Origin of the sequence: Rhodococcus sp. NPDC076796 (assembly GCF_040702765.1) — a bacterium.
In the GTDB taxonomy this organism is placed as follows: domain Bacteria; phylum Actinomycetota; class Actinomycetes; order Mycobacteriales; family Mycobacteriaceae; genus Rhodococcoides.
This window is the reverse complement of record NZ_JBFBMS010000008.1, coordinates 136,389-156,619: the sequence shown is the minus strand read 5'-3', so window position 1 is coordinate 156,619 and position 20,231 is coordinate 136,389. Positions and strand designations below refer to the sequence as shown.

General features: G+C 66.5%; 18 protein-coding genes. All 18 read left to right on the top strand.

Annotation, left to right across the window (positions count from 1 at the left end; genetic code table 11):
* The first annotated feature begins 6 nt into the window (after positions 1-6).
* The 18 genes from rsmH (at position 7) to AB0366_RS21440 (ending at position 19,961) form a co-directional block, all read left to right on the top strand.
* On the top strand, positions 7-1,038 hold the full coding sequence (rsmH, locus tag AB0366_RS21525; protein ID WP_366245735.1) for a 16S rRNA (cytosine(1402)-N(4))-methyltransferase RsmH: 1,032 nt from the start codon (positions 7-9) through the stop codon (positions 1,036-1,038).
* Positions 1,035-1,862, top strand: a complete 828-nt coding sequence (locus AB0366_RS21520; RefSeq protein ID WP_366245734.1) for a hypothetical protein — start codon at positions 1,035-1,037, stop codon at positions 1,860-1,862. The genes rsmH and AB0366_RS21520 overlap by 4 nt, the downstream gene beginning before the upstream one ends.
* Positions 1,859-3,715 (top strand): penicillin-binding protein 2, encoded by a 1,857-nt coding sequence (locus tag AB0366_RS21515; RefSeq protein ID WP_366245733.1) that lies wholly within the window; start codon positions 1,859-1,861, stop codon positions 3,713-3,715. The genes AB0366_RS21520 and AB0366_RS21515 overlap by 4 nt, the downstream gene beginning before the upstream one ends.
* A 158-nt stretch (positions 3,716-3,873) precedes the next feature.
* The gene (locus AB0366_RS21510; protein WP_366245732.1) at positions 3,874-5,475 is read left to right on the top strand and encodes a UDP-N-acetylmuramoyl-L-alanyl-D-glutamate--2,6-diaminopimelate ligase; all 1,602 of its coding nucleotides are present in this window, start codon (positions 3,874-3,876) and stop codon (positions 5,473-5,475) included.
* Complete coding sequence (gene murF, locus AB0366_RS21505; RefSeq protein WP_366245731.1) at positions 5,472-6,980, top strand: UDP-N-acetylmuramoyl-tripeptide--D-alanyl-D-alanine ligase; 1,509 nt, start codon at positions 5,472-5,474, stop codon at positions 6,978-6,980. The genes AB0366_RS21510 and murF overlap by 4 nt, the downstream gene beginning before the upstream one ends.
* On the top strand, positions 6,977-8,062 hold the full coding sequence (gene mraY / locus AB0366_RS21500) for a phospho-N-acetylmuramoyl-pentapeptide-transferase (protein WP_366245730.1): 1,086 nt from the start codon (positions 6,977-6,979) through the stop codon (positions 8,060-8,062). Before murF ends, mraY begins: the two co-directional genes overlap by 4 nt.
* 3 nt (positions 8,063-8,065) lie before the next feature.
* Positions 8,066-9,538: a UDP-N-acetylmuramoyl-L-alanine--D-glutamate ligase gene (gene murD, locus AB0366_RS21495; RefSeq protein WP_366245729.1), complete on the top strand. Its 1,473-nt coding sequence runs from the start codon at positions 8,066-8,068 to the stop codon at positions 9,536-9,538.
* Positions 9,535-11,121, top strand: a complete 1,587-nt coding sequence (ftsW, locus tag AB0366_RS21490; RefSeq protein WP_366245728.1) for a putative lipid II flippase FtsW — start codon at positions 9,535-9,537, stop codon at positions 11,119-11,121. The genes murD and ftsW overlap by 4 nt, the downstream gene beginning before the upstream one ends.
* Positions 11,118-12,260 (top strand): undecaprenyldiphospho-muramoylpentapeptide beta-N-acetylglucosaminyltransferase, encoded by a 1,143-nt coding sequence (murG, locus tag AB0366_RS21485; protein ID WP_366245727.1) that lies wholly within the window; start codon positions 11,118-11,120, stop codon positions 12,258-12,260. The genes ftsW and murG overlap by 4 nt, the downstream gene beginning before the upstream one ends.
* 63 nt (positions 12,261-12,323) lie before the next feature.
* Positions 12,324-13,814: a UDP-N-acetylmuramate--L-alanine ligase gene (gene murC, locus AB0366_RS21480; RefSeq protein WP_366245772.1), complete on the top strand. Its 1,491-nt coding sequence runs from the start codon at positions 12,324-12,326 to the stop codon at positions 13,812-13,814.
* A complete protein-coding gene (locus tag AB0366_RS21475; protein WP_121869621.1) occupies positions 13,811-14,605 on the top strand; it encodes an FtsQ-type POTRA domain-containing protein in 795 nt (264 codons plus the stop codon). The genes murC and AB0366_RS21475 overlap by 4 nt, the downstream gene beginning before the upstream one ends.
* A 172-nt stretch (positions 14,606-14,777) precedes the next feature.
* On the top strand, positions 14,778-16,052 hold the full coding sequence (gene ftsZ / locus AB0366_RS21470; RefSeq protein ID WP_121869622.1) for a cell division protein FtsZ: 1,275 nt from the start codon (positions 14,778-14,780) through the stop codon (positions 16,050-16,052).
* Positions 16,049-16,816, top strand: a complete 768-nt coding sequence (gene pgeF / locus AB0366_RS21465) for a peptidoglycan editing factor PgeF (protein ID WP_366245726.1) — start codon at positions 16,049-16,051, stop codon at positions 16,814-16,816. Before ftsZ ends, pgeF begins: the two co-directional genes overlap by 4 nt.
* 19 nt (positions 16,817-16,835) lie before the next feature.
* Positions 16,836-17,591: a YggS family pyridoxal phosphate-dependent enzyme gene (locus tag AB0366_RS21460; RefSeq protein WP_366245725.1), complete on the top strand. Its 756-nt coding sequence runs from the start codon at positions 16,836-16,838 to the stop codon at positions 17,589-17,591.
* A gap of 83 nt (positions 17,592-17,674) precedes the next feature.
* Positions 17,675-18,322 (top strand): cell division protein SepF, encoded by a 648-nt coding sequence (locus AB0366_RS21455; RefSeq protein ID WP_094612668.1) that lies wholly within the window; start codon positions 17,675-17,677, stop codon positions 18,320-18,322.
* 82 nt (positions 18,323-18,404) lie between these two features.
* Positions 18,405-18,692, top strand: coding sequence for a YggT family protein (locus tag AB0366_RS21450; RefSeq protein WP_366245723.1), 288 nt, complete (start codon positions 18,405-18,407; stop codon positions 18,690-18,692).
* A 159-nt stretch (positions 18,693-18,851) separates the two neighbouring features.
* Positions 18,852-19,703 (top strand): DivIVA domain-containing protein, encoded by an 852-nt coding sequence (locus AB0366_RS21445; RefSeq protein WP_121869626.1) that lies wholly within the window; start codon positions 18,852-18,854, stop codon positions 19,701-19,703.
* 81 nt (positions 19,704-19,784) lie between these two features.
* On the top strand, positions 19,785-19,961 hold the full coding sequence (locus AB0366_RS21440; RefSeq protein WP_179273334.1) for a hypothetical protein: 177 nt from the start codon (positions 19,785-19,787) through the stop codon (positions 19,959-19,961).
* The last annotated feature ends 270 nt before the right edge of the window (positions 19,962-20,231 follow it).

The window sequence follows — 20,231 nt, the reverse complement described above, 5'->3', positions numbered from 1 at the left end:
GGAACCATGACGGAGGGCACCGGACCGGACGAGAGCGACTCGTCCGCCGACCGAACCCACCGTCGGTCCGCAGGCCCGGTCCACGTTCCGGTTCGTCTCGAACGAGCCGACGAATTGCTCGGACCCGCAATCGAATCCACTGGCGCTACCCGAGTCATGATCGACGCAACACTCGGACTCGGCGGTCACGCCGAACACTTCCTACGGACCTATCCGCACCTGCATCTCATCGGACTCGACCGGGATCCCGACGCGCTCGAGCTGGCCGGAGCCCGGTTGGCTCCGTTCGCCGATCGAATCACGTTGGTGCACACGACCTACGACGGCATCGCCGAAGCGCTCGACGAGGCCGACCTGCCTGCGGTCGACTCCGTTCACGCCATCCTGTTCGATCTCGGAGTCTCGTCCATGCAGTTGGACGAATCCGATCGCGGATTCGCGTACTCCATCGACGCCCCACTGGACATGCGAATGAATCCGACCGTGGGAATCACCGCAGCAGACGTCCTCAACACGTACTCCCACGGCGACATCGCACGGGTCCTGAGCATCTACGGCGAGGAACGGTTCGCCGGCAAGATCGCCTCCGCTGTACTGCGTCGCCGCGAGCACACGCCCTTCACCACGAGCGGCCCGTTGGTCGAATTGCTCTATGCCGCAATTCCGGCCGCAACGCGGCGTACCGGCGGACACCCCGCCAAGCGCACCTTCCAAGCCCTGCGCATCGAGGTCAACGGTGAGCTGGAGTCGTTGAAGGCGGCGGTTCCTGCCGGGCTCGACGCGTTGGCTGTCGGAGGTCGGGTGGTCTTCATGTCGTATCAGTCGCTCGAAGACCGAGTTGTGAAGCAGGAGTTGGCACCTCGAATCAAGTCGCGCAGTCCCGAGGGACTGCCGGTCGAGCTACCCGGAATGGGTCCGGAGTTCCGGCTCCTGACCAGAGGTGCCGAGCGTGCCTCGGATGCAGAAATAGACGTCAACCCACGCTCGGCTCCGGTGAGATTGCGCGCCGCCGAACGGATTGCAAGGAGAGCGGAATGACGGTTCCAGACACAACCGTTGGAACACAACGCAATCGGGTTCCGGCCCCGCGGCGCAGGGGCGTTCCGCAGGCTCCACTCTCGCGCCCCGAGCGTACGGGTAAGGGCGGTGGACGATCCGGTGCAGCACTGCGCGCATACGAGCGCAGGCAGCAGCGCGCGTCGATCCACACCTCGGATTCTGCGCATGGTTCCGGAGCCGGTGCGCGGCCCTCGCTGAACGGAAGCGCTATTGCTGCGCGAATTCCGTTCGTCGCCTTGATCATCGGCCTGCTCGCCATCGGTCTCGGTCTGACGTTGCTCCTGACCACTCGGTCCGCCGGAGACTCCTACGATCTGAGCGCCGCCAAGGCCGTCAACGCCGAACTGGCTCAGCAGCGGGCGTCGTTGCAGCGTGATGTGGAGTTGGCGGAGTCGGCTCCGGAGTTGGCGCGCAAGGCCGCCGAGCTCGGAATGGTCCCGGCGAAGAACCCCGCGCGTCTGATCGTCGCGCCGGACGGCGGCGTCCAGGTCGTCGGTACCCCGGCTCCGGCCGACGGTGCACCGGTGGCACCGCTCGATCCGGTGTCGCCGGCGGCCGCAGGCGAGGGCACCGTCGCGAATCCGAGCACGCAGTCACCGCAGCAGCAGACGCCGAGAAGTGCGTCGCAGCCGAATCGAACGTCGGGCACGATCGACACCCGCGCCGCCACGCCGAATTCGAGCAATGGAGCTGGAAACACCGCGCTTGCTGAACAATTGGTTCCCATGAGCATCCCCTCGCTCGAAACACCTGCGGTCGAAGCCCCCGAGCCCACCGGCGAAGCATCGGGTGACGGGCAGTGACCAGGCCTTCGCCTGCTCCACGCCGTCGGCCACCGAGCCGAAAGCGTCTCGACTCCTCCACCTTTCGGTTTCGTCACGGCACCGGCCGCGTCCTGATGTATCTGGCGCTGGCCGTCGCGGCGGCACAGCTGCTGTGGATTCAGGGATTCGATGCACCGAGGTTGTCCGCCGAGTCGGCGTCGCAACGCACCACCACTCTCGTCGATCCGGCGATGCGTGGATCCATCCTGGACCGCAACGGCAATCCGATCGCGTTCACTATGGAAGCCAAAGCGTTGACGTTCCAACCGGTTCGGGTTCGCAAGGAACTCGACGAGGCCCGGGCGAAGGACCCGACCGAGCCGGAGACCGAGCAGTACCTCGAGGACATCGCCGCCCGCATCCACAGCGACCTCGGCGACGTGATCAGCGAGAAGGATCTGCTCGCGAAGCTGAAGAGCAACGACGAATTCACCTACCTCGCCCGCGGAGTGGACGCCACCGTGGCGTCGAAGATCAGCAAGGATTTCAAGCAGGTCGGACTCGAGCGTCAGGACATCCGTGAGTACCCGGGCGGATCACTGGCCGGCAACATCGTCGGTGCCACCGGATGGGACGGACACGGTCTGCTCGGTCTGGAGGATTCGCTCGACGCCACCCTGGCCGGAACCGACGGTTCGCAGACCTACGACCGCGGATCCGACGGTGCCGTCATCCCCGGAAGCTGGCGGGACAAGCAGCCGGCGGTCAACGGTTCGAGCGTAGAACTGACCATCGATGCAGATCTGCAGTACTACGTGCAGCAGCAGGTGCAGTTGGCGAAAGACCTTTCGGGAGCGAAGAACGCCTCGGCGTACGTGCAGGATTCGCACACCGGCGAGGTGCTCGCCATGTCGAACGACAACACCTTCAACCCCGGCATCGGAGTCGGCAACAACGAGCGCACCAAGGAAATGGGCAATCTGCCCGTCACCACGCCGTTCGAGCCCGGTTCGGTGAACAAGATCATCACCGCGGCCGCCGCCATCGAGTACGGACTCACGACTCCCGACGAGGTACTTCAGGTACCGGGCAGCATCTTCATGTCCGGCGTGTCGGTCAAGGATGCGTGGGACCACGGTGTCGCGCCGTACACGACGACCGGCGTGTTCGGTAAGTCGTCCAACGTCGGCACGCTGATGCTGGCGCAGCGCGTCGGTGAGGACCGCTATGCGGACATGCTCACCAAGTTCGGTCTCGGCCAACGCAGCGACGTCGGTCTGCCCGGCGAGAGCGCGGGAAATGTACCGAGCCGCGATCAGTGGTCGGGCGGTACGTTCGCCAACCTCCCCATCGGCCAGGGACTGTCCATGACGCTGCTGCAGATGACCGGGATGTATCAGGCCATCGCCAACGACGGGGTTCGCATCCCGCCGCGGATCGTCGAAGCGACGGTGGACGCCAACGGTCAGCGAACCGAGACCCAGCAGCCCGACGGGGTGTACGTGGTCAGTCCCGATACCGCGAAGACGGTCCGCAACATGTTCCGATCCGTCACCCAGGACGACACCGGAAACCAGCGCGGTACCGGAGTTGCCGCAGGGGTCGAGGGTTACCAGATCAGTGGCAAGACAGGTACGGCTCAGCAGGTCGACCCCGAGTGCAAGTGCTACTCGAACTCGAACTACTGGATCACCTTCGCCGGCATCGCGCCCGCCGACGATCCCCGCTACGTGATCGGGATCATGCTCGACGCCCCGACCCGCAGCGCCGACGGTTCCGGCGGCCAGTCGGCAGCACCGCTGTTCCACAACATCGCCAGCTGGATGCTGCAGCGGGACAGCGTGCCGATGTCAGCCGACCCCGGACCCAAGCTGGTTTTGCAGGCGGACTGAGATCCCGACCCGCCGGTCCGCGAGTCGGGGCGGCGACATCATGATCCCGGACGCCGGTAATCTGACACATCGGCTCGGGCGTGTTCGTTCGGCTGCCGCCACGGCGTGATCGAGCTGTGGCAGGCGCGCGGCCGGCAGTAGAGAGGAAGGGAGCAGGAGTGACTGTGTCATCGGATTCACAACCGGCTCCGGGTTCACGTCCGGCGCATCCACCGCACACCGAAGTCCGGGAGGTGGCGTCCGCGGTCGGTGCAACGATCGGCGAGGGCGACCCCGCCGGTGTGAGCGTGACCGGTATCGATCTGCGCGCACAGTCCGTTCTTCCCGGCGATCTCTTCGCAGCACTGCCCGGATCGTCACGACACGGTGCCGAGTTCGTCGCCGACGCAGTAGAGCGTGGTGCGGTGGCGGTGTTCACCGACCCGGCCGGACTCGAGATCGTGCGGGGAGCCCTCGCAGGTACGGATCGACAGGTTCCGGTACTCGTGCACGATCGTCCGCGCCAGGTGTTAGGGGCGGTCTCCGCTCTGGTCTACGGCAACCCGTCGTCGAAGATGACCGTCATCGGCATCACCGGTACGTCGGGAAAGACGACGACGTCCTATCTGCTCGAAGCCGGCCTGACCGCAGCCGGTCGTCGGTGCGGTCTGATCGGCACCATCGAGACACGGGTGCTGGGCCGGCATGTTCCGAGCGCGCTCACCACGCCCGAGGCTCCGCAACTGCATGCGCTCTTCGCCGTCATGGTCGAGGAGGGTGTCGACACGGTGGTGATGGAAGTGTCCTCGCACGCGTTGTCACTCGGCCGGGTCGACGGCACGCGCTTCGCGATCGGCGCGTTCACCAATCTTTCGCAGGACCACCTCGATTTCCACGATTCTCTCGAGGACTACTTCTCGGCCAAGAGTCGCCTGTTCGCGGCCGACTCGGCGGTTCGTGCCGACACCGCCGTCGTCTGTGTCGACGACGCGTGGGGCGTGCGGATGGCAGACATCGCTCGATCGGCCGGTTCGACCGTGGTGACCGCGTCGACCGGTGCCGATTCACAGTGGACGGTCTCGGACTGGGCCAAGCACGACGACGGCACGCAGTCGTTCACCGTCGCCGATCCGCAGGGTGCGTCGCTGCCGGTCTCGGTCCGGTTGCCGGGTCGCTACAACGTCGCGAACACCGTGCTGGCCTTGGCTACCTGCGCGGTGGCCGGGGCCGATGTGCGCAGCGCCGTGACCGGGGTCGCGACGGTCGACGTGCCGGGTCGCGTACAGCGGATCGATCGTGGGCAGAACTTTCTGGCGGTGGTCGACTACGCGCACAAGCCTGCGGCCGTCGAGGCCGTGCTGGCGACCCTGCGCGAATCCTCGCGCGGACGGATCGCAGTGGTGCTCGGAGCAGGTGGCGACCGCGACACCGCGAAGCGTCCCCTGATGGGTGCCGCCGGAGCACGCGGTGCCGAGCTGTTGGTGGTGACCGACGACAACCCGCGAAGCGAGGATCCGGCCACCATTCGGCAGGCCGTCGAGGACGGCGCGCTGTCGGTGCCGGACGAGGCCCGCGGTGAAGTACGGAACGTGGCAGGCCGCGCAGCGGCGATCGAACAGGCCGTGGCGTGGGCACGCGAAGGGGATGTTGTGTTGATCGCAGGTAAAGGGCACGAAACCGGCCAAGAGGTAGCGGGCGTGAAGCATCCGTTCGACGACCGAGTGATACTCGCCTCGGCCATCGATGCGCGCCGGGTCGGCACGAGCGCGGGCGTACGGTGATCCCGCTCTCGATCGACCGCATCGCCGAGATCGTCGGAGGCACGGTGCACGACGTGCCTGATCCGGCGGTCGTGGTGCCGGGACCGGTGGAGTTCGACTCCCGCAAGGTGACCCCCGGCAGTATCTTCCTGGCCCTTCCCGGAGCCAAGGTGGACGGTCACGACCATGCCGCCGACGCGGTGGCCGCAGGTGCGGCACTGGTGTTGGCCGCGCGCCCGGTGGGCGTACCGGCCGTGGTCGTGCGTCCGGTTCCGCACGACAGTCGCGCGATGGCACTCGAGAACGACCCGGACGGCTCCGGTTCGGCAGTGTTGACCGCACTCGGCGCTCTGGCCAGGGCATCGGTGGTCGAGCTGACCGCCGAGCACGGCCTGACCGTCGTCGGCGTGACGGGATCCTCGGGGAAGACCTCCACCAAGGATCTGATCTCTGCAGTTCTCGAGCCCCTGGGCTCGGTGGTGGCACCGCCCGGATCGTTCAACAACGAACTGGGACATCCTTGGACGGCGCTGCGAGCGGATGCCGAGACCGATTTCCTCTGTCTCGAGTTGTCGGCCCGAGGAATCGGTCACATCGCCGAACTCGCCACGCTCGCCCCGCCCCGGATCGGGGTGGTCCTCAACGTCGGAACCGCGCACCTGGGCGAGTTCGGCTCTCGCGCGGCCATCGCACTGGCGAAAGGCGAACTGGTCGAAGCTCTGCCGAGTGCTGCCGACGGGGGAGTGGCGATTCTCAACATCGACGACCGACTCGTCGCCGAAATGGCAACGCGCACAACGGCATCCGTCGTCACGGTGGGACGCAACGCAGATGCCGACATCAGAGCACTCGACGTGCAGGTCGACACCGACGCCAGGGCGTCGTTCACGCTCGAATGTGCAGCGGGCTCGGTACCGATCACCCTGGCGGTCCACGGCGAGCATCAGGTCGGCAACGCCCTTGCGGCAGCAGCCGTCGCACTCGAGTGTGGAGCGACGCTGACCCAGGTTGCCCAGGCGCTCGGGGCCGCCGCACCGACGTCGATCAGGCGGATGGACGTGCGCACCCGCGCCGACGGCGTCACCGTCGTCAACGATTCGTACAACGCCAACCCCGATTCGATGCGCGCCGCACTCAAGGCTCTGGTGTCGATGTCGCGTCGCGACGACGGACCGAAACGCCGCAGCTGGGCTGTGCTGGGGGAGATGGGCGAACTCGGTTCGGACTCGGTGGTCGAGCACGACGCGATCGGCCGCCTCGCCGTCCGCCTCGACGTCGATCGCCTGATCATCGTCGATTCCGGCCGTCCCACTCGGGCGCTGCACCAGGGTGCGGTCATGGAGGGTTCGTGGGGCGAGGAATCGATGCTGGTCCCCGACCGGGAATCGGCGATCGAAGTGCTGCACGAGGAGGTGCGTCCAGGCGACATCGTGCTGGTGAAGGCCTCGCAGTCCGGGGCGATGTGGACCGTCGCAGACGCCCTGCTGGCCGATGCGTCGAACGGCACTGCGGAGGGTGAGCAGTGAGGCAGATCCTGTTCGCCGGAGGTATCGCACTCGCGGTCGCGATCCTGCTGACCCCGGTGCTGATCAAGACCTTCTCGAAACAGGGCTTCGGCCAGGAAATTCGAGTGGAGGGCCCGGCGAGCCACCAGTCCAAGCGGGGCACACCGACAATGGGCGGCGTCGCAATTCTGGTCGGCATCTGGGCCGGCTACTGGGGCTCGCACCTGATCGGCATCGGCTACGACGCAGACGGTCCGTCGGCCTCGGCCTTGCTCGTTCTCGGCCTGACCACGGTGCTCGGTCTCGTCGGCTTTCTCGACGACTTCATCAAGATCCGCAAACAGCGCAACCTGGGACTGAACGCCACCGGCAAGTACGTCGGTCAGATAACGGCGGCCGTGCTCTTCGCGATCCTGGTGTTGCAGTTCCGTAGTGAGAGCGGGCTCACGCCGGGCAGCACCCAACTGTCGTACGTTCGCGACATCGCCACCTGGTCGATGTCCGCGGTGGTCTTCGTGTTCTTCGTCTGCTTGCTCGTGATCGCGTGGTCCAACTCGGTCAACCTCACCGACGGACTCGACGGACTCGCCGCCGGGTCCATGACGCTTGTGCTCGGTGCATACACCGTCATCACCTTCTGGCAGTATCGCCAGGCGTGCGCAGGCCCAGCCGGGCCTGCCCCCGGCTGCTACGACGTTCGAGACCCCCTCGACCTGGCCCTGGTCTGTGCGTCGGCCGCGGGAGCCTGCATCGGCTTCCTGTGGTGGAACGCCGCGCCGGCCAAGATCTTCATGGGTGACACCGGATCCCTGGCCCTCGGCGGTCTGATCGCAGGCCTGTCGGTGGTGACCAAGACCGAGCTGATCATGGTGGTCATCGGTGCGCTGTTCGTCGCCGAGGCCGCGTCGGTCGTGATCCAGGTCGCGGTGTTCCGATCCAGTCGCCGACGCGTGTTCCGCATGGCACCGTTCCATCATCACTTCGAGTTGGCCGGATGGGCCGAGACGACGGTGATCATCCGGTTCTGGTTGTTGGCCGCCATCTCGTCGGCCGTCGGACTCGCCCTGTTCTACAGCGAGTATCTCGCTGCTGTCGGCGGATAGGGCATGGACGAATCTGTGCACGACTCTCGGACCGACCTGACCTGGTTGCGTGGCAGTTCGGTGCTGGTGACCGGAGCCCGCATCTCGGGACTCGCCGTCGTGCAACCACTGCTGGATCTCGGTGCCATGGTCACGGTCACCGACTCGAATCGCGCCGCGCTGGACGAGGCGTCGAACTCCGGTGCTGCGGTGGTGCTGCAGGACGACCTGCTCGCCGATCCCGCGGCGCTCGAAGCGTTCTCGCTCGTCGTCACCAGTCCCGGTTTCCGTCCCGACTCTCCGGTGTTGGCGGCCGCCACGAAACAGGGTATTCCGGTGTGGGGCGACGTCGAGTTGTCCTGGCACGTGGACCGGGCCGAGCTGTACGGACCCCGGACTCGCTGGCTGGTGGTCACCGGTACCAACGGAAAGACGACCACCACCTCGATGCTGGCGTCGATACTCGACGCCGCCGGCATCGAATCGGTGGCCTGCGGCAACATCGGACTCCCCATCGCCGACGCGTTGCGTGGTACCCCACATCCGAGTGTGCTCGCTGTGGAGTTGTCGTCGTTCCAGTTGTTCTGGGCTCCGTCGGTGCGTCCGGCAGCGGGGGTGGTGCTCAACATCGCCGAGGATCATCTCGATTGGCACGGCGGTATGGATGGTTACGTCCAGGCGAAGGCTCGTGCGTTGACCGGCGATGTCGCGGTGGTCGGTCTCGACGACTCCAGGGCGGCGGGCTTGTCGGCCGGGTCTGCGGCGTCCACCGTCCTCGGTTTCCGGTTGGGTGAGCCGGCGTCGGGTGAGTTGGGAGTGCGGGCAGGGATGCTCGTCGACAACGCGTTCGGCGAGGATGTCGATCTTCTCGCTGCGGACGACGTGGAGCCGAGTGGCCCGTCCGGCGTCCTCGACGCGCTCGCGGCGGGCGCGCTGGCTCGGTCGATCGGGGTGGAGCCCGACGCTGTGCGGGTGGGACTGCAGACCTACCGGGTGGGACCGCACCGGGCGGCAGTGGTGCGCGAGCTCGGCGGGGTGACGTTCATCGACGATTCGAAGGCGACGAACCCGCACGCCGCGCGTTCGTCGATCATGGCGCACGATCGCGTCGTGTGGATCGCGGGTGGGCTGTTGAAGGGTGCGGTGATAGACGATCTGGTGGTCGAGATCGCCGATCGGCTCGTGGCTGCGGTCGTTCTCGGGCGCGATGGGATGCAGATCGCAGAGGCTTTGGCGCGACACGCGCCCGATGTTCCGGTCGTCAGGCTCCCTTCGGGAGACGATGCTGGTGTGACTCATGGTGCTGAAGATGCTGATGCGGTGATGCGGGCGGTCGTGGCCCATGCGGCCGAACTCGCCGCGCCGGGGGATACGGTCCTGTTGGCCCCGGCCGCCGCGTCACTGGACATGTTCGCCGACTACGGCCACCGTGGCCGCAGCTTCGCCGAGTCGGTCCAGCGCCTCGATGCCACCGACATCGGATCGCCGCGATCGTGACCGCCCCCGGTCAGCCGCCGCGTCCGCCTCGCCGCACCGCCGCTCCACGCACCCGAATCGGCCTGTGGTTCGGCAGGCCGCTCGCGTCCTTCCACCTCGTCGTCACGATCGCAGTCCTGCTCACGGTGCTGGGCCTGGTGATGGTGCTGTCGGCGTCGTCCGCCGAATCCTTCGCAGCCGACGAGTCCGGGTACGCGCTCTTCACCCAGCAGCTGATCGGTGTCGCGCTGGGAGTCGTCGCGTTCTACGTCGCTCTCCGGCTGCCGGTTCGGTACCTCAGGAAGCTGTCGTTTCCGCTGTTCCTGGTCTCGATCACCATGCTGATGCTGGTGCTGATTCCCGGTATCGGTGCCGAGCGCCAGGGCGCGCGCCGCTGGTTCGACTTCGGCGTCGTGTCCTTCCAGCCGTCGGAGCTCGCCAAGGTGGCACTGGTTCTGTGGGGCGCGCACCTGTTGGCCTCGCGTCGCAGCGAACACGGCAACATCAAGTCGCTGTTGGTGCCGCTGCTGCCTGCGGGTCTGCTGATGTGTCTGCTCGTCGTGCTGCAGCCGAACCTCAGTACCGCCATTGCCCTCGGCATCATCCTGGTGGCGCTGCTGTGGTTCGCCGGCCTCAACGCCCGGTTGTTCGGTGCGGTGCTGATGACCGGTCTGGCGCTGGCAACGGTGCTCGCGTTCACCGCCGGTTACCGATCCAACCGCGTCAAGGCCTGGCTCAATCCGGGCGAGGACACCCAGGGTCTGTCGTACCAGTCCACCCAGGCGAAATACTCACTGGCCGACGGCGGAATGTTCGGTCGCGGGCTCGGGCAGAGCCGCGCGAAGTGGAGTTACCTGCCCAACGCGCACAACGACTTCATCTTCGCCATCATCGGCGAGGAACTCGGGATGATCGGCTGCCTGGCAGTCATCGGATTGTTCGGCCTCTTCGTCTACACCGGCCTGCGCATCGCCATGCGTTCGGTCGATCCGTTCCTGCGTCTGCTGACCGCAGGTGCCACGTGCTGGGTGTTCGGTCAGGCCATGATCAACATCGGCTACGTCGTCGGGCTGCTGCCGGTGACCGGTCTGCAGCTGCCGCTGGTGTCCTACGGTGGTACCTCGACCGCGATCACGCTGCTGATGTTCGGCATCATCGCGAGCGCCGCCCGGCACGAACCGGAGGCGATCGCGGCCCTGCACGCGGGGCAGGAGGGCCGAATCGCGCGAGCTCTGAAGCTGCCGCTGCCCGCCGTGTTCTCGCCCAAGCGAGCTGCGATGGCGCGCTCGAAGTCCACTCGCCCCACGCTGGCGGCGCAGGATCGCAAGCGCCTCGAGTCCCGTAAGGGCCAGGGCAAGGACGGACGTGCAGCGAGGGCTGCCGAGCCCGGCCGGACTCGCACGCGAGTCTCCAGTTCACGGACCGACACGATGTCGCCCAGATCGGCTGCGTATCGGGGCGAGTCACCCCGCGGCAACCCCCGTCGGAGCGAACCTGTCCGGCGAGAGCCCGCCGCAGGATCGCGGTCGGCGTACCGTCCGCGACCGGAACCGCAACCCGGTCGCCCGCCCGTCCGCTCGGGTGAGCGAGGATATCGACGGTGAAGCAGACATCTCGACCGATTTCCGTCGTGGTTGCCGGGGGCGGAACGGCCGGGCACATCGAGCCTGCGCTCGCTGTGGCCGACGCCTTGCGTGTCCTCGACCCCACCGTCACCGTCACCGCTCTCGGCAGCAGCCGTGGTCTGGAGACGACGCTCGTCCCGGCTCGCGGGTACGCGCTCGAACTCATTCCGCCGGTTCCGCTGCCCCGTAAGCCCACCGTCGACCTGCTCAAGCTGCCGCTGCGCGTCGTGCGATCGGTGCGCCGCACCCGAGAGATCTTCGCGGCCGTCGAGGCGGACGTACTCGTCGGATTCGGCGGCTATGTCGCGTTGCCGGCCTATCTCGCGGCCCGCGGTCGACTGTTCGGCCGTGGCGGCCGAATTCCTGTGGTCATCCACGAGGCCAACGCGCGAGCGGGCATCGCCAACAAGGTCGGTGCCCGGTCGGCCGAGCGGGTACTCGCCGCGGTCGCGGGCTCGGGGATCGCCGCGCGCGGTGCTGCCGACGCGGATGTGATCGGAATTCCCGTGCGCCCCACCATCACCGGACTCGACCGGGCTGCCGTCCGCGCAGAGGCTCGCGCGCACTTCGGCCTGCCCGAGAGCGGCCCGGTGCTGCTGGTGTTCGGCGGCTCGCAGGGGGCCCGATCGCTCAACGACGCGGTGTCCGGAGCCTCGGCGGCCCTCGCCGGTGCCGGTATCTCGGTTCTGCACGCGCACGGTCCGAAGAACTCGCTCGACGTCGAGCAGCGCAATCCGAATGCGCCGTACGTCGCGGTGCCGTACATCGACCGGATGGATCTGGCGTATGCGGCCGCGGACCTCGCGATATGCCGGTCCGGTGCCATGACGGTCGCCGAGGTTTCCGCGACCGGTCTGCCTGCCGTCTACGTGCCCCTGCCGCACGGCAACGGCGAGCAGGAACTCAACGCCCGTCCTGTGGTCGACGCCGGAGGTGGCATCCTGGTATCCGATGCGACACTGACCGAGCAGTACGTGAGCGAGACGGTGGTCGCGCTGCTGGCCGACACCGAAAAAATTGCCACCATGTCTCGGGCCGCCGCCGGTGCCGGGCACAAGGGCGCAGCAGCTGCCGTCGCGCAGATCGTGCTCGATACCGCGCACGCGGCGCGGCGCTGAGCTGGGCGGCGTCGAGCATGAGAAGAGAACGAGGGAGACGTCCGCGTGACAACTGAGGGTGCGATGTCGGATCTGCCGACAGAGCTCGAACGAGTACACATGGTGGGCATCGGTGGTGCCGGAATGTCCGGCATCGCGCGGATCCTGCTGGCTCGCGGGGGACAGGTGTCGGGTTCGGATGCCAAGGAATCGCGCGGCGTACTCGCACTGCGCGCACGCGGTGCCCAGGTCCGCATCGGTCACGACGCGAGCGCGCTGGACATGATCGACGGCGGACCCACCGTGGTGGTGACGACCCACGCCGCGATTCCCAAGACCAATCCAGAACTCGTCGAAGCTCGTGAACGCGGAATCCCGGTGGTGCTGCGTCCGGCCGTGCTGTCTTCTCTCATGCAGGGATACCGCACGTTGTTGGTCTCGGGTACGCACGGCAAGACGTCGACGACCTCGATGCTGGTCGTCGCCCTCCAGCACTGCGGGTTCGATCCCTCGTTCGCCGTCGGGGGAGAGCTCAACGAGGCCGGGACCAACGCTCATCACGGCAGCGGCGACGTGTTCGTGGCCGAGGCGGACGAGAGCGACGGCTCGCTGCTTCAGTACACGGCCAACGTCATCATCGTGACCAACATCGAGGCCGATCACCTGGACTACTTCGGCACCACCGAGGCCTACGTTCAGGTGTTCGACGATTTCGCCGCGCTCCTCGGTCCCGGCGGTGTGCTCGTGGCCTGCATGGACGACCCGGGTTCGGCGGCGCTCGCTCGACGCGTGGTCGAGCGCAACCTCCCCGGCGTGAAGGTGCTGGGTTACGGGTCCTCGGACGTCGACGCCGGGCCGGTCGAGATGGCCGTTCGCCTGCTGGCGTGGGAGCCCGAGGACATCGGCGGCGTCGCGCAGTTGCAGATCGCAGGAGAGGACGCGGCGCGCACCGTACGGCTCGGCGTCCCCGGCCGGCACACCGCACTCAACGCGCTGGCGGCGTTCGTCGCGGCGCGCCAGGTCGGTGCCGGAGTCGAGGAACTGCTGGCCGGGCTCACCGGTTTCGGCGGAGTGCATCGGCGTTTCCAGTTCACCGGACGTGAGCACGGCGTGCGCGTGTTCGACGACTACGCGCACCACCCGACGGAGGTGCGCGCGGTGTTGACGGCTGCCCAGGCTCTCGTGGCGGGTCAGGACCACGGCCGCGTCGTCGTCGTGTTCCAGCCGCACCTGTACTCGCGGACCGCGACGTTCGCCGAGGAGTTCGGTGCCGCGCTGTCCTTGGCCGACGAGATCGTCGTGCTCGACGTCTACGGCGCGCGCGAGGAGCCGTTGCCCGGTGTGACGGGGGCGCTGGTTGCGGCTTCGGTGACCAAGCCGGTGAACTATCAGCCGGATCTGTCGTTGGTGGCCAAGCAGGTCGCCCATCTGAGTGTGCCCGGCGATGTCGTGATCACCATGGGTGCCGGTGACGTGACGATGCTCGGCGGACCGATTCTCGATGCGCTTCGCTCGAAGACCGATTTCGGTGCTGCGACCGGCCGCGGAGTACCGAAGGATCGGCCGTCGACGTGACCCGCCGCTCCGATCGAGTCCGTTCTTCGAGGTCGGGAACAGCTGCAGGAGAGGGTGATTCGCCGTCCGCGGTCACCGACAAGCAGGCGCGTGCGCTGGCGCGTGAAGAAGAGCGCGCCCGGGTGAAGCGGTCGCGGCGCAAGGCCCTGGTCATCGCGCTGGCCGTGGTGGTCGTCGTGGTGGGATCGGCTGCGCTGGTGTACTTCACGCCGCTGTTGTCCGTTCGCACCATTGCGGTCGCGGGGGCGTCCTCGGTGTCCGAGGAGGAGATCCTGGATCGGCTGGACGTACCCGTCGGTCTTCCGCTGGTTCGAGTGGACACGGCGGCCGCGGCGCAGCGGGTGGCGACGATTCCGGCGCTGGCGACGGTTCGTGTGCAACGGAAGTATCCGTCCACCGTGCAGGTGACGGTGGAGGAGCGAACACCGGTGGCGTTCTTCGATTCTCCGGACGGCACACATCTTCTCGACTCCTCCGGGGTCGATTTCGCGATCGCGCCGCCACCGCCCGGGGTGGTGCGTCTGGTGACCGACAACCCGGTGTTCGGTGATCCGGTGACGAAAGATGCACTCGCGGTTCTCGATACGTTGCCACCGCTGCTGCGCGATCAGGCAGGCGAGCTGCGCGCGAGCACGCTGTCCGACATTTCGATTCTGCTGCTCGACGGGCGCACCGTGGTGTGGGGCAGCAAGGACGACTCGCAGCGCAAGGCCGCGGTGGCGATCGCGTTGCTGTCCCAGCCCGGTCAGATCTTCGACGTGTCGAGTCCGGATCTGCCCACCACCAAATAGTTTCGACGTGGTCGACGGGAATTTCTCGCGCGGCGTCGGCGCGCCTAATGGCGATAGTCGTCGGCGATGAATAGCGTTTCGACCAGTTCAGTACTTGACATAACTCTAAGCCTGTGGTTTAGGTTGAGGGTTTTCCACATTTCACGCAACAATCCACGGAAGGCGAGAGCCCATGACGCCCCCGCACAACTACCTCGCCGTAATCAAGGTCGTCGGCATCGGCGGCGGCGGCGTGAACGCGGTCAACCGCATGATCGAACAGGGACTCAAGGGAGTCGAGTTCATCGCGGTCAACACCGACGCTCAGGCCTTGCTGATGAGTGACGCAGACGTCAAGCTCGACGTGGGTCGCGAGCTGACCCGCGGACTCGGCGCAGGTGCCGATCCCGAGGTCGGCCGACGCGCAGCAGACGATCACAAGGACGAGATCGAAGAGGTGCTCAAGGGTGCCGACATGGTGTTCGTCACCGCAGGCGAGGGCGGCGGCACCGGTACCGGTGGTGCTCCCGTCGTCGCCAACATCGCTCGCAAGCTCGGTGCACTGACCGTCGGTGTCGTCACTCGGCCGTTCTCGTTCGAGGGCAAGCGGCGCGGTGGACAGGCCGACACGGGCATCCAGCAGCTCCGTGAGTCCTGCGACACGCTCATCGTCATCCCGAACGATCGACTGCTTCAGCTCGGCGACGCGGCCGTCAGCCTTATGGACGCATTCCGCAGCGCCGACGAGGTATTGCTCAACGGCGTTCAGGGCATCACCGACCTGATCACCACTCCAGGCCTGATCAACGTCGACTTCGCCGACGTCAAGGGCGTCATGTCCGGCGCGGGCAGTGCGTTGATGGGCATCGGATCCTCCCGCGGTGAGGGTCGTGCCATCAAGGCAGCCGAATCGGCGATCAACTCGCCGCTGCTCGAAGCTTCGATGGAAGGTGCACGCGGAGTGCTGCTCTCCATCGCCGGTGGATCCGACCTCGGACTGTTCGAGATCAATGAGGCCGCCTCGCTGGTGCAGGAAGCCGCACACATCGACGCCAACATCATCTTCGGCACCGTCATCGACGACTCCCTCGGCGACGAGGTCCGCGTGACCGTCATCGCCGCAGGCTTCGACGGCGGAACCCCGACGCGGCGTCCGGTCGAAGCGGCCACCTCCACACGTGGCCCGATCGGATCGGCTCGCTCGGGCGAGGTGTCCTCCAGGTCGAGCGACAGTTCCGACGGCGCCGTGTTCCGCGACCCGGTCGGCGCACCGAGTGGTAGCAGTCTGCCGCCGCTGAACTCGTCGAGCTCGTCCAACCGCGAATCGTCGAGCCGCGAATCCGCAGCCGGTCACGGCCGTGACTCGGGCGGCCAGGGCCGCGAGTCCGTCGGTTCCGGCCGTCGCGTGCCGATCGCCGAGGACGAGGGCGAAGACGAAGTCGATGTGCCGTCCTTCATGCGGCGGTGACCGACACCGCATCCGCCGGTCCGTTTCGTGTCCGACGCGTCTCGACGACGCGGGACGGCGGCGTCTCGGCACCGCCGTTCGACACGTTCAATCTCGGCGACCACGTCGGTGATGACCCCGCTGCGGTGGAGGCCAACCGTCGACGCCTCGGCGATCGATTGGGCATGGGACTCGAATGGCTCGTCTTCATGGAGCAGGTCCACGGACGCACCGTCACGGTGGTCGACGGTCCGGTGTCCGAGCCGCTACCGATGACCGATGCGTTGGTGACGACGCAACGTGATCTCGGTCTGGTGGTGTTGACTGCCGACTGCGTGCCGGTCCTGCTCTCCGACGAGGAGGCCGGAGTGATCGCCGCCGTGCACGCAGGACGGGTCGGAGCCCGCATCGGCATCGTGCCTCGCGTGTTGGCCGCCATGGTCGAGCTCGGTGCGGTCCCGGCGCGCATCGGTGCGTTTCTGGGTCCGGCCGCGAGTGGTCGCCAGTACGAGGTGCCCGCGTCCATGCGAGCGGACGTCGACAAGCATCTCCCCGGCAGCGCGACGACGACCGTCCGCAACACCCCAGGGCTCGACATCCCCGCCGGTATCCGAGCCCAACTGCTCGCCGCGGGAGTGTCCGGCGTGGCTCAGGATCCGCGATGCACCATCGAGGACCGGACACTGTTCAGTCACCGTCGCGAAGGATCGACCGGCCGAATCGCCAGTGTCGTATGGATGGACAGCACATCCCCAGATGATCGGCCCGAATCGGCCGATCGGTGAACCGGCAGAGAAGGTTGTCATGAGCGAACTCAGCGGCAGCGCGTCGGGCACGGACCGGGCGCGAGAGATCGAGACGGCGTTGACGTCGGTGCGTGAGCGGTTGCATCGCGCATGTCTCGACGCGGGTCGGTCGCCCGCCGATGTGGCTCTGCTGCCGGTGACCAAATTCTTCCCTGCCTCGGATGTGCGGATCCTGTACGACCTCGGGTGCCGCGACTTCGGAGAGTCCCGCGAGCAGGACGCGTCGCCCAAGGTCGTCGAGACGGCCGACGATTTCAGCGGCGACCCGCCCCGGTGGCACATGATCGGACACCTGCAGCGAAACAAGGCGAAGTCGGTGGCCGCCTGGGCGCATTCCATTCATTCCGTGGACAGTGCGCGGTTGGTGACTGCGTTGTCGAAGGCGACGACGGCGGCACTGGACGAGGGTGTCCGTCGGACCGAACTCGACGTGATCGTTCAGGTCAGCCTCGACGGGGATGTGCATCGCGGAGGCGTCGAACGCGAGGAACTGCGCGAGCTTGCGGACGCGGTGTCGAATGCCTCCGGGTTGCGTCTGGCGGGGTTGATGGCGGTGCCACCGCTCGATGCAGATCCGGACGCAGCATTCGCCGACCTCGAGAGTCTGCACGCGCGACTTCTCGTGGACCATCCCGGAGCGCTCGAGCTGTCCGCGGGCATGACCGGAGACCTGGAAGCTGCTGTGCGGCACGGATCGACGTGCGTGCGTGTCGGTACCGCAATACTCGGCGCGCGGCCGATAACCTCGCAATAACAGTCCATGGATCACATCAGTCACAACAGACACTTGCGAACCTGGAGATGGACAGTAGACACACCGCCACGGAAGGCAGAACGATGAGCACCCTGCACAAGTTCAAGGCGTACTTCGGCATGGTTCCGCTCGCCGACTACGAGGACGACTACCTCGACGATCCGGACACGCGACGCAGCTCCCGTGGTGGTCGCGACAGCTACGACGACATCGACGAGCGTGACTTCGTGAAGCCGTCCTTCGGCGGATCGCGGCACGCACAGGTCGAGGACGACTACGACGATTACGAGGCACCCCGTCCGGCGGCCACGCTGGCACCGATCGGCGGACGAGGACGCGGCGCGGCACCGACCACGCGCGGTGCGGCAACCAGGGGAGCGCTTGCCATGGACACTCGGATGGACGTGCGCGCAGAGACCCGACGCAGCCCGATCGTGGACGACGGCGGCCCGCTCTCGAAGATCACCACGCTGCGACCGCGTGACTACAGCGAGGCCCGCACCATCGGTGAGCGCTTCCGCGACGGCACGCCGGTCATCATGGACCTGGTCGAGATGAGCAACGCGGACGCCAAGCGGCTGGTCGATTTCGCTGCCGGGCTCGCTTTTGCACTCCGCGGTTCCTTCGACAAGGTGGCCACGAAGGTCTTCCTGCTCTCGCCGGCCGACGTCGACGTCTCGCCGCAGGAGCGCAGGCGGATCGCCGAGACCGGTTTCTACAGTCAGCAGTGAGATATTCACTGTTCGGGGTGGTAGTTCAGGGCTGTGACCAGCGCGCTTTGCTCAGCCCGGCGAAGTCAGGCAGAGTATAGCCGTGATCGTGTTCACGGTGATCAACATCGTATTGTTTCTTTTTTGGCTCCTTCTCATCGGTCGAATCATCGTCGAGTTCATCAGGACTTTCGCGAGAGATTGGCAACCGACCGGGTTGGTCGTCATCATGCTCGAGGCGATCTTCACGGTGACAGACCCGCCGGTGAAGTTTCTCCGGAAGATAATTCCGCCGCTCAACCTCGGTGGAGTGCGACTGGACCTGTCCATCATGGTCCTGTTGTTCGTCGTCTTCATCGCGTGGAATGTGACCAGCGGTCTCGCGGCCTGAGGCCGAAGTTGAATGTTAGAACGCGGGACCCAGCGCATGCTGCGTGTCCCGTGTGACAGAATGGACGCCAGTTACAGTTTGATTGTTCTGCACTCGCGCGGAATGGCATATAACTGAATGCTTGCTCTACCGCCCCAAGACGCGTGAAGGGATCCTTCCATGCCGCTGACTCCAGCTGATGTGCACAATGTCGCGTTCAGCAAGCCGCCCATCGGTAAGCGCGGTTACAACGAAGACGAGGTCGACGCTTTTCTCGACCTCGTCGAACAAGAGTTGTCGCGACTGATCGAAGAGAACGCCGACCTACGCCAGCGGGTCGGTGAGCTCGATCAGGAGCTTGCGGATTCCAAGAACGCTGCGCGGCAGAGCCCGCAGTCGGCTCAGGTCGCGGCACCGAAAGCCGAGCCACAGCGTCCGGTCGATCCCCCCAAGCCGCCGCCCGTGGTGCAGCAGCCCGCACCGGTCGCACCCGTTGCAGCAGCCCCGCAGCAGAGCGGCGACTCCAACATGCAGGCCGCCAAGATTCTGGGCCTTGCTCAGGAGATGGCCGATCGTCTCACCGGCGATGCCAAGTCGGAGTCCGAGCAGCTGCTCGGCAACGCGCGCACCAACGCCGAGCGTTTGGTGTCGGATGCACGTACGCGTTCCGAGTCGATGATGTCCGAGGCGCGGCAGAAGTCCGAGTCGCTGTTGTCCGACGCGCAGACCCGGTCCGAGACCCAGCTGCGTCAGGCCAAGGAGAAGGCCGACGCACTGCAGGCCGACGCCGAGCGCAAGCACACCGAGATCATGGCGACGATCAACCAGCAGCGCTCCGTGCTCGAGGGGCGTATCGAGCAGCTCAAGACGTTCGAGCGTGAGTACCGTGTGCGGCTCAAGTCCTACCTCGAATCGCAGCTCGAAGAGCTCGAGAACCGTTCCTCGGCTCTGCCGGTGGACAACGGGCAGGACAACTTCAACCAGGACAATCAGTCCTCGGGGTACAGCCAGTCGTACGCCAAGGGCAACTGACGCACCACCGTCCTCCGACGCCGACGATTGCGGCAGCGTCGGGACCAGGTTGTCGCGTCGAGTGGTGAGCGAGGAATCGGTGTGTTGGTCCTGACTCTCGGCGCAGCAGCGATCGGCTTCGGCTTTCTGGTCCTCGCCCTGATGACGGGTTCCGTCGTCTGGGCGTGGGCCTGCATAGTCGTCTGTATCGTGGGTGCAGTTCTTCTCCTGGTCGGAGCGCTTACGGGCCGACGGCCTCCGCCCGAGCTCGACAGGTAGCATCACGAATCAGGCAGTCGTATTTCAGGCGTCGATCCGGCCATCACCGGGGAGCTTTCGGAAGAACGATGCCGGGACGACGCGCTCAGGTGTATCGGAACGGCGTTCAGTAGAACCGAACGGGTGAGCCCGTCACAGCTCAACTGGAGTGGCGCGCTCCGACGGCAGGGTCGTCGAGAGTGTGCAAGCGGGGTGGTACCGCGGTGTCGGGCGAACGGATCGCCCGGATGTCGTCCCCGTGCCAACTTTGCGTCGCGTCTCGCACGCGGC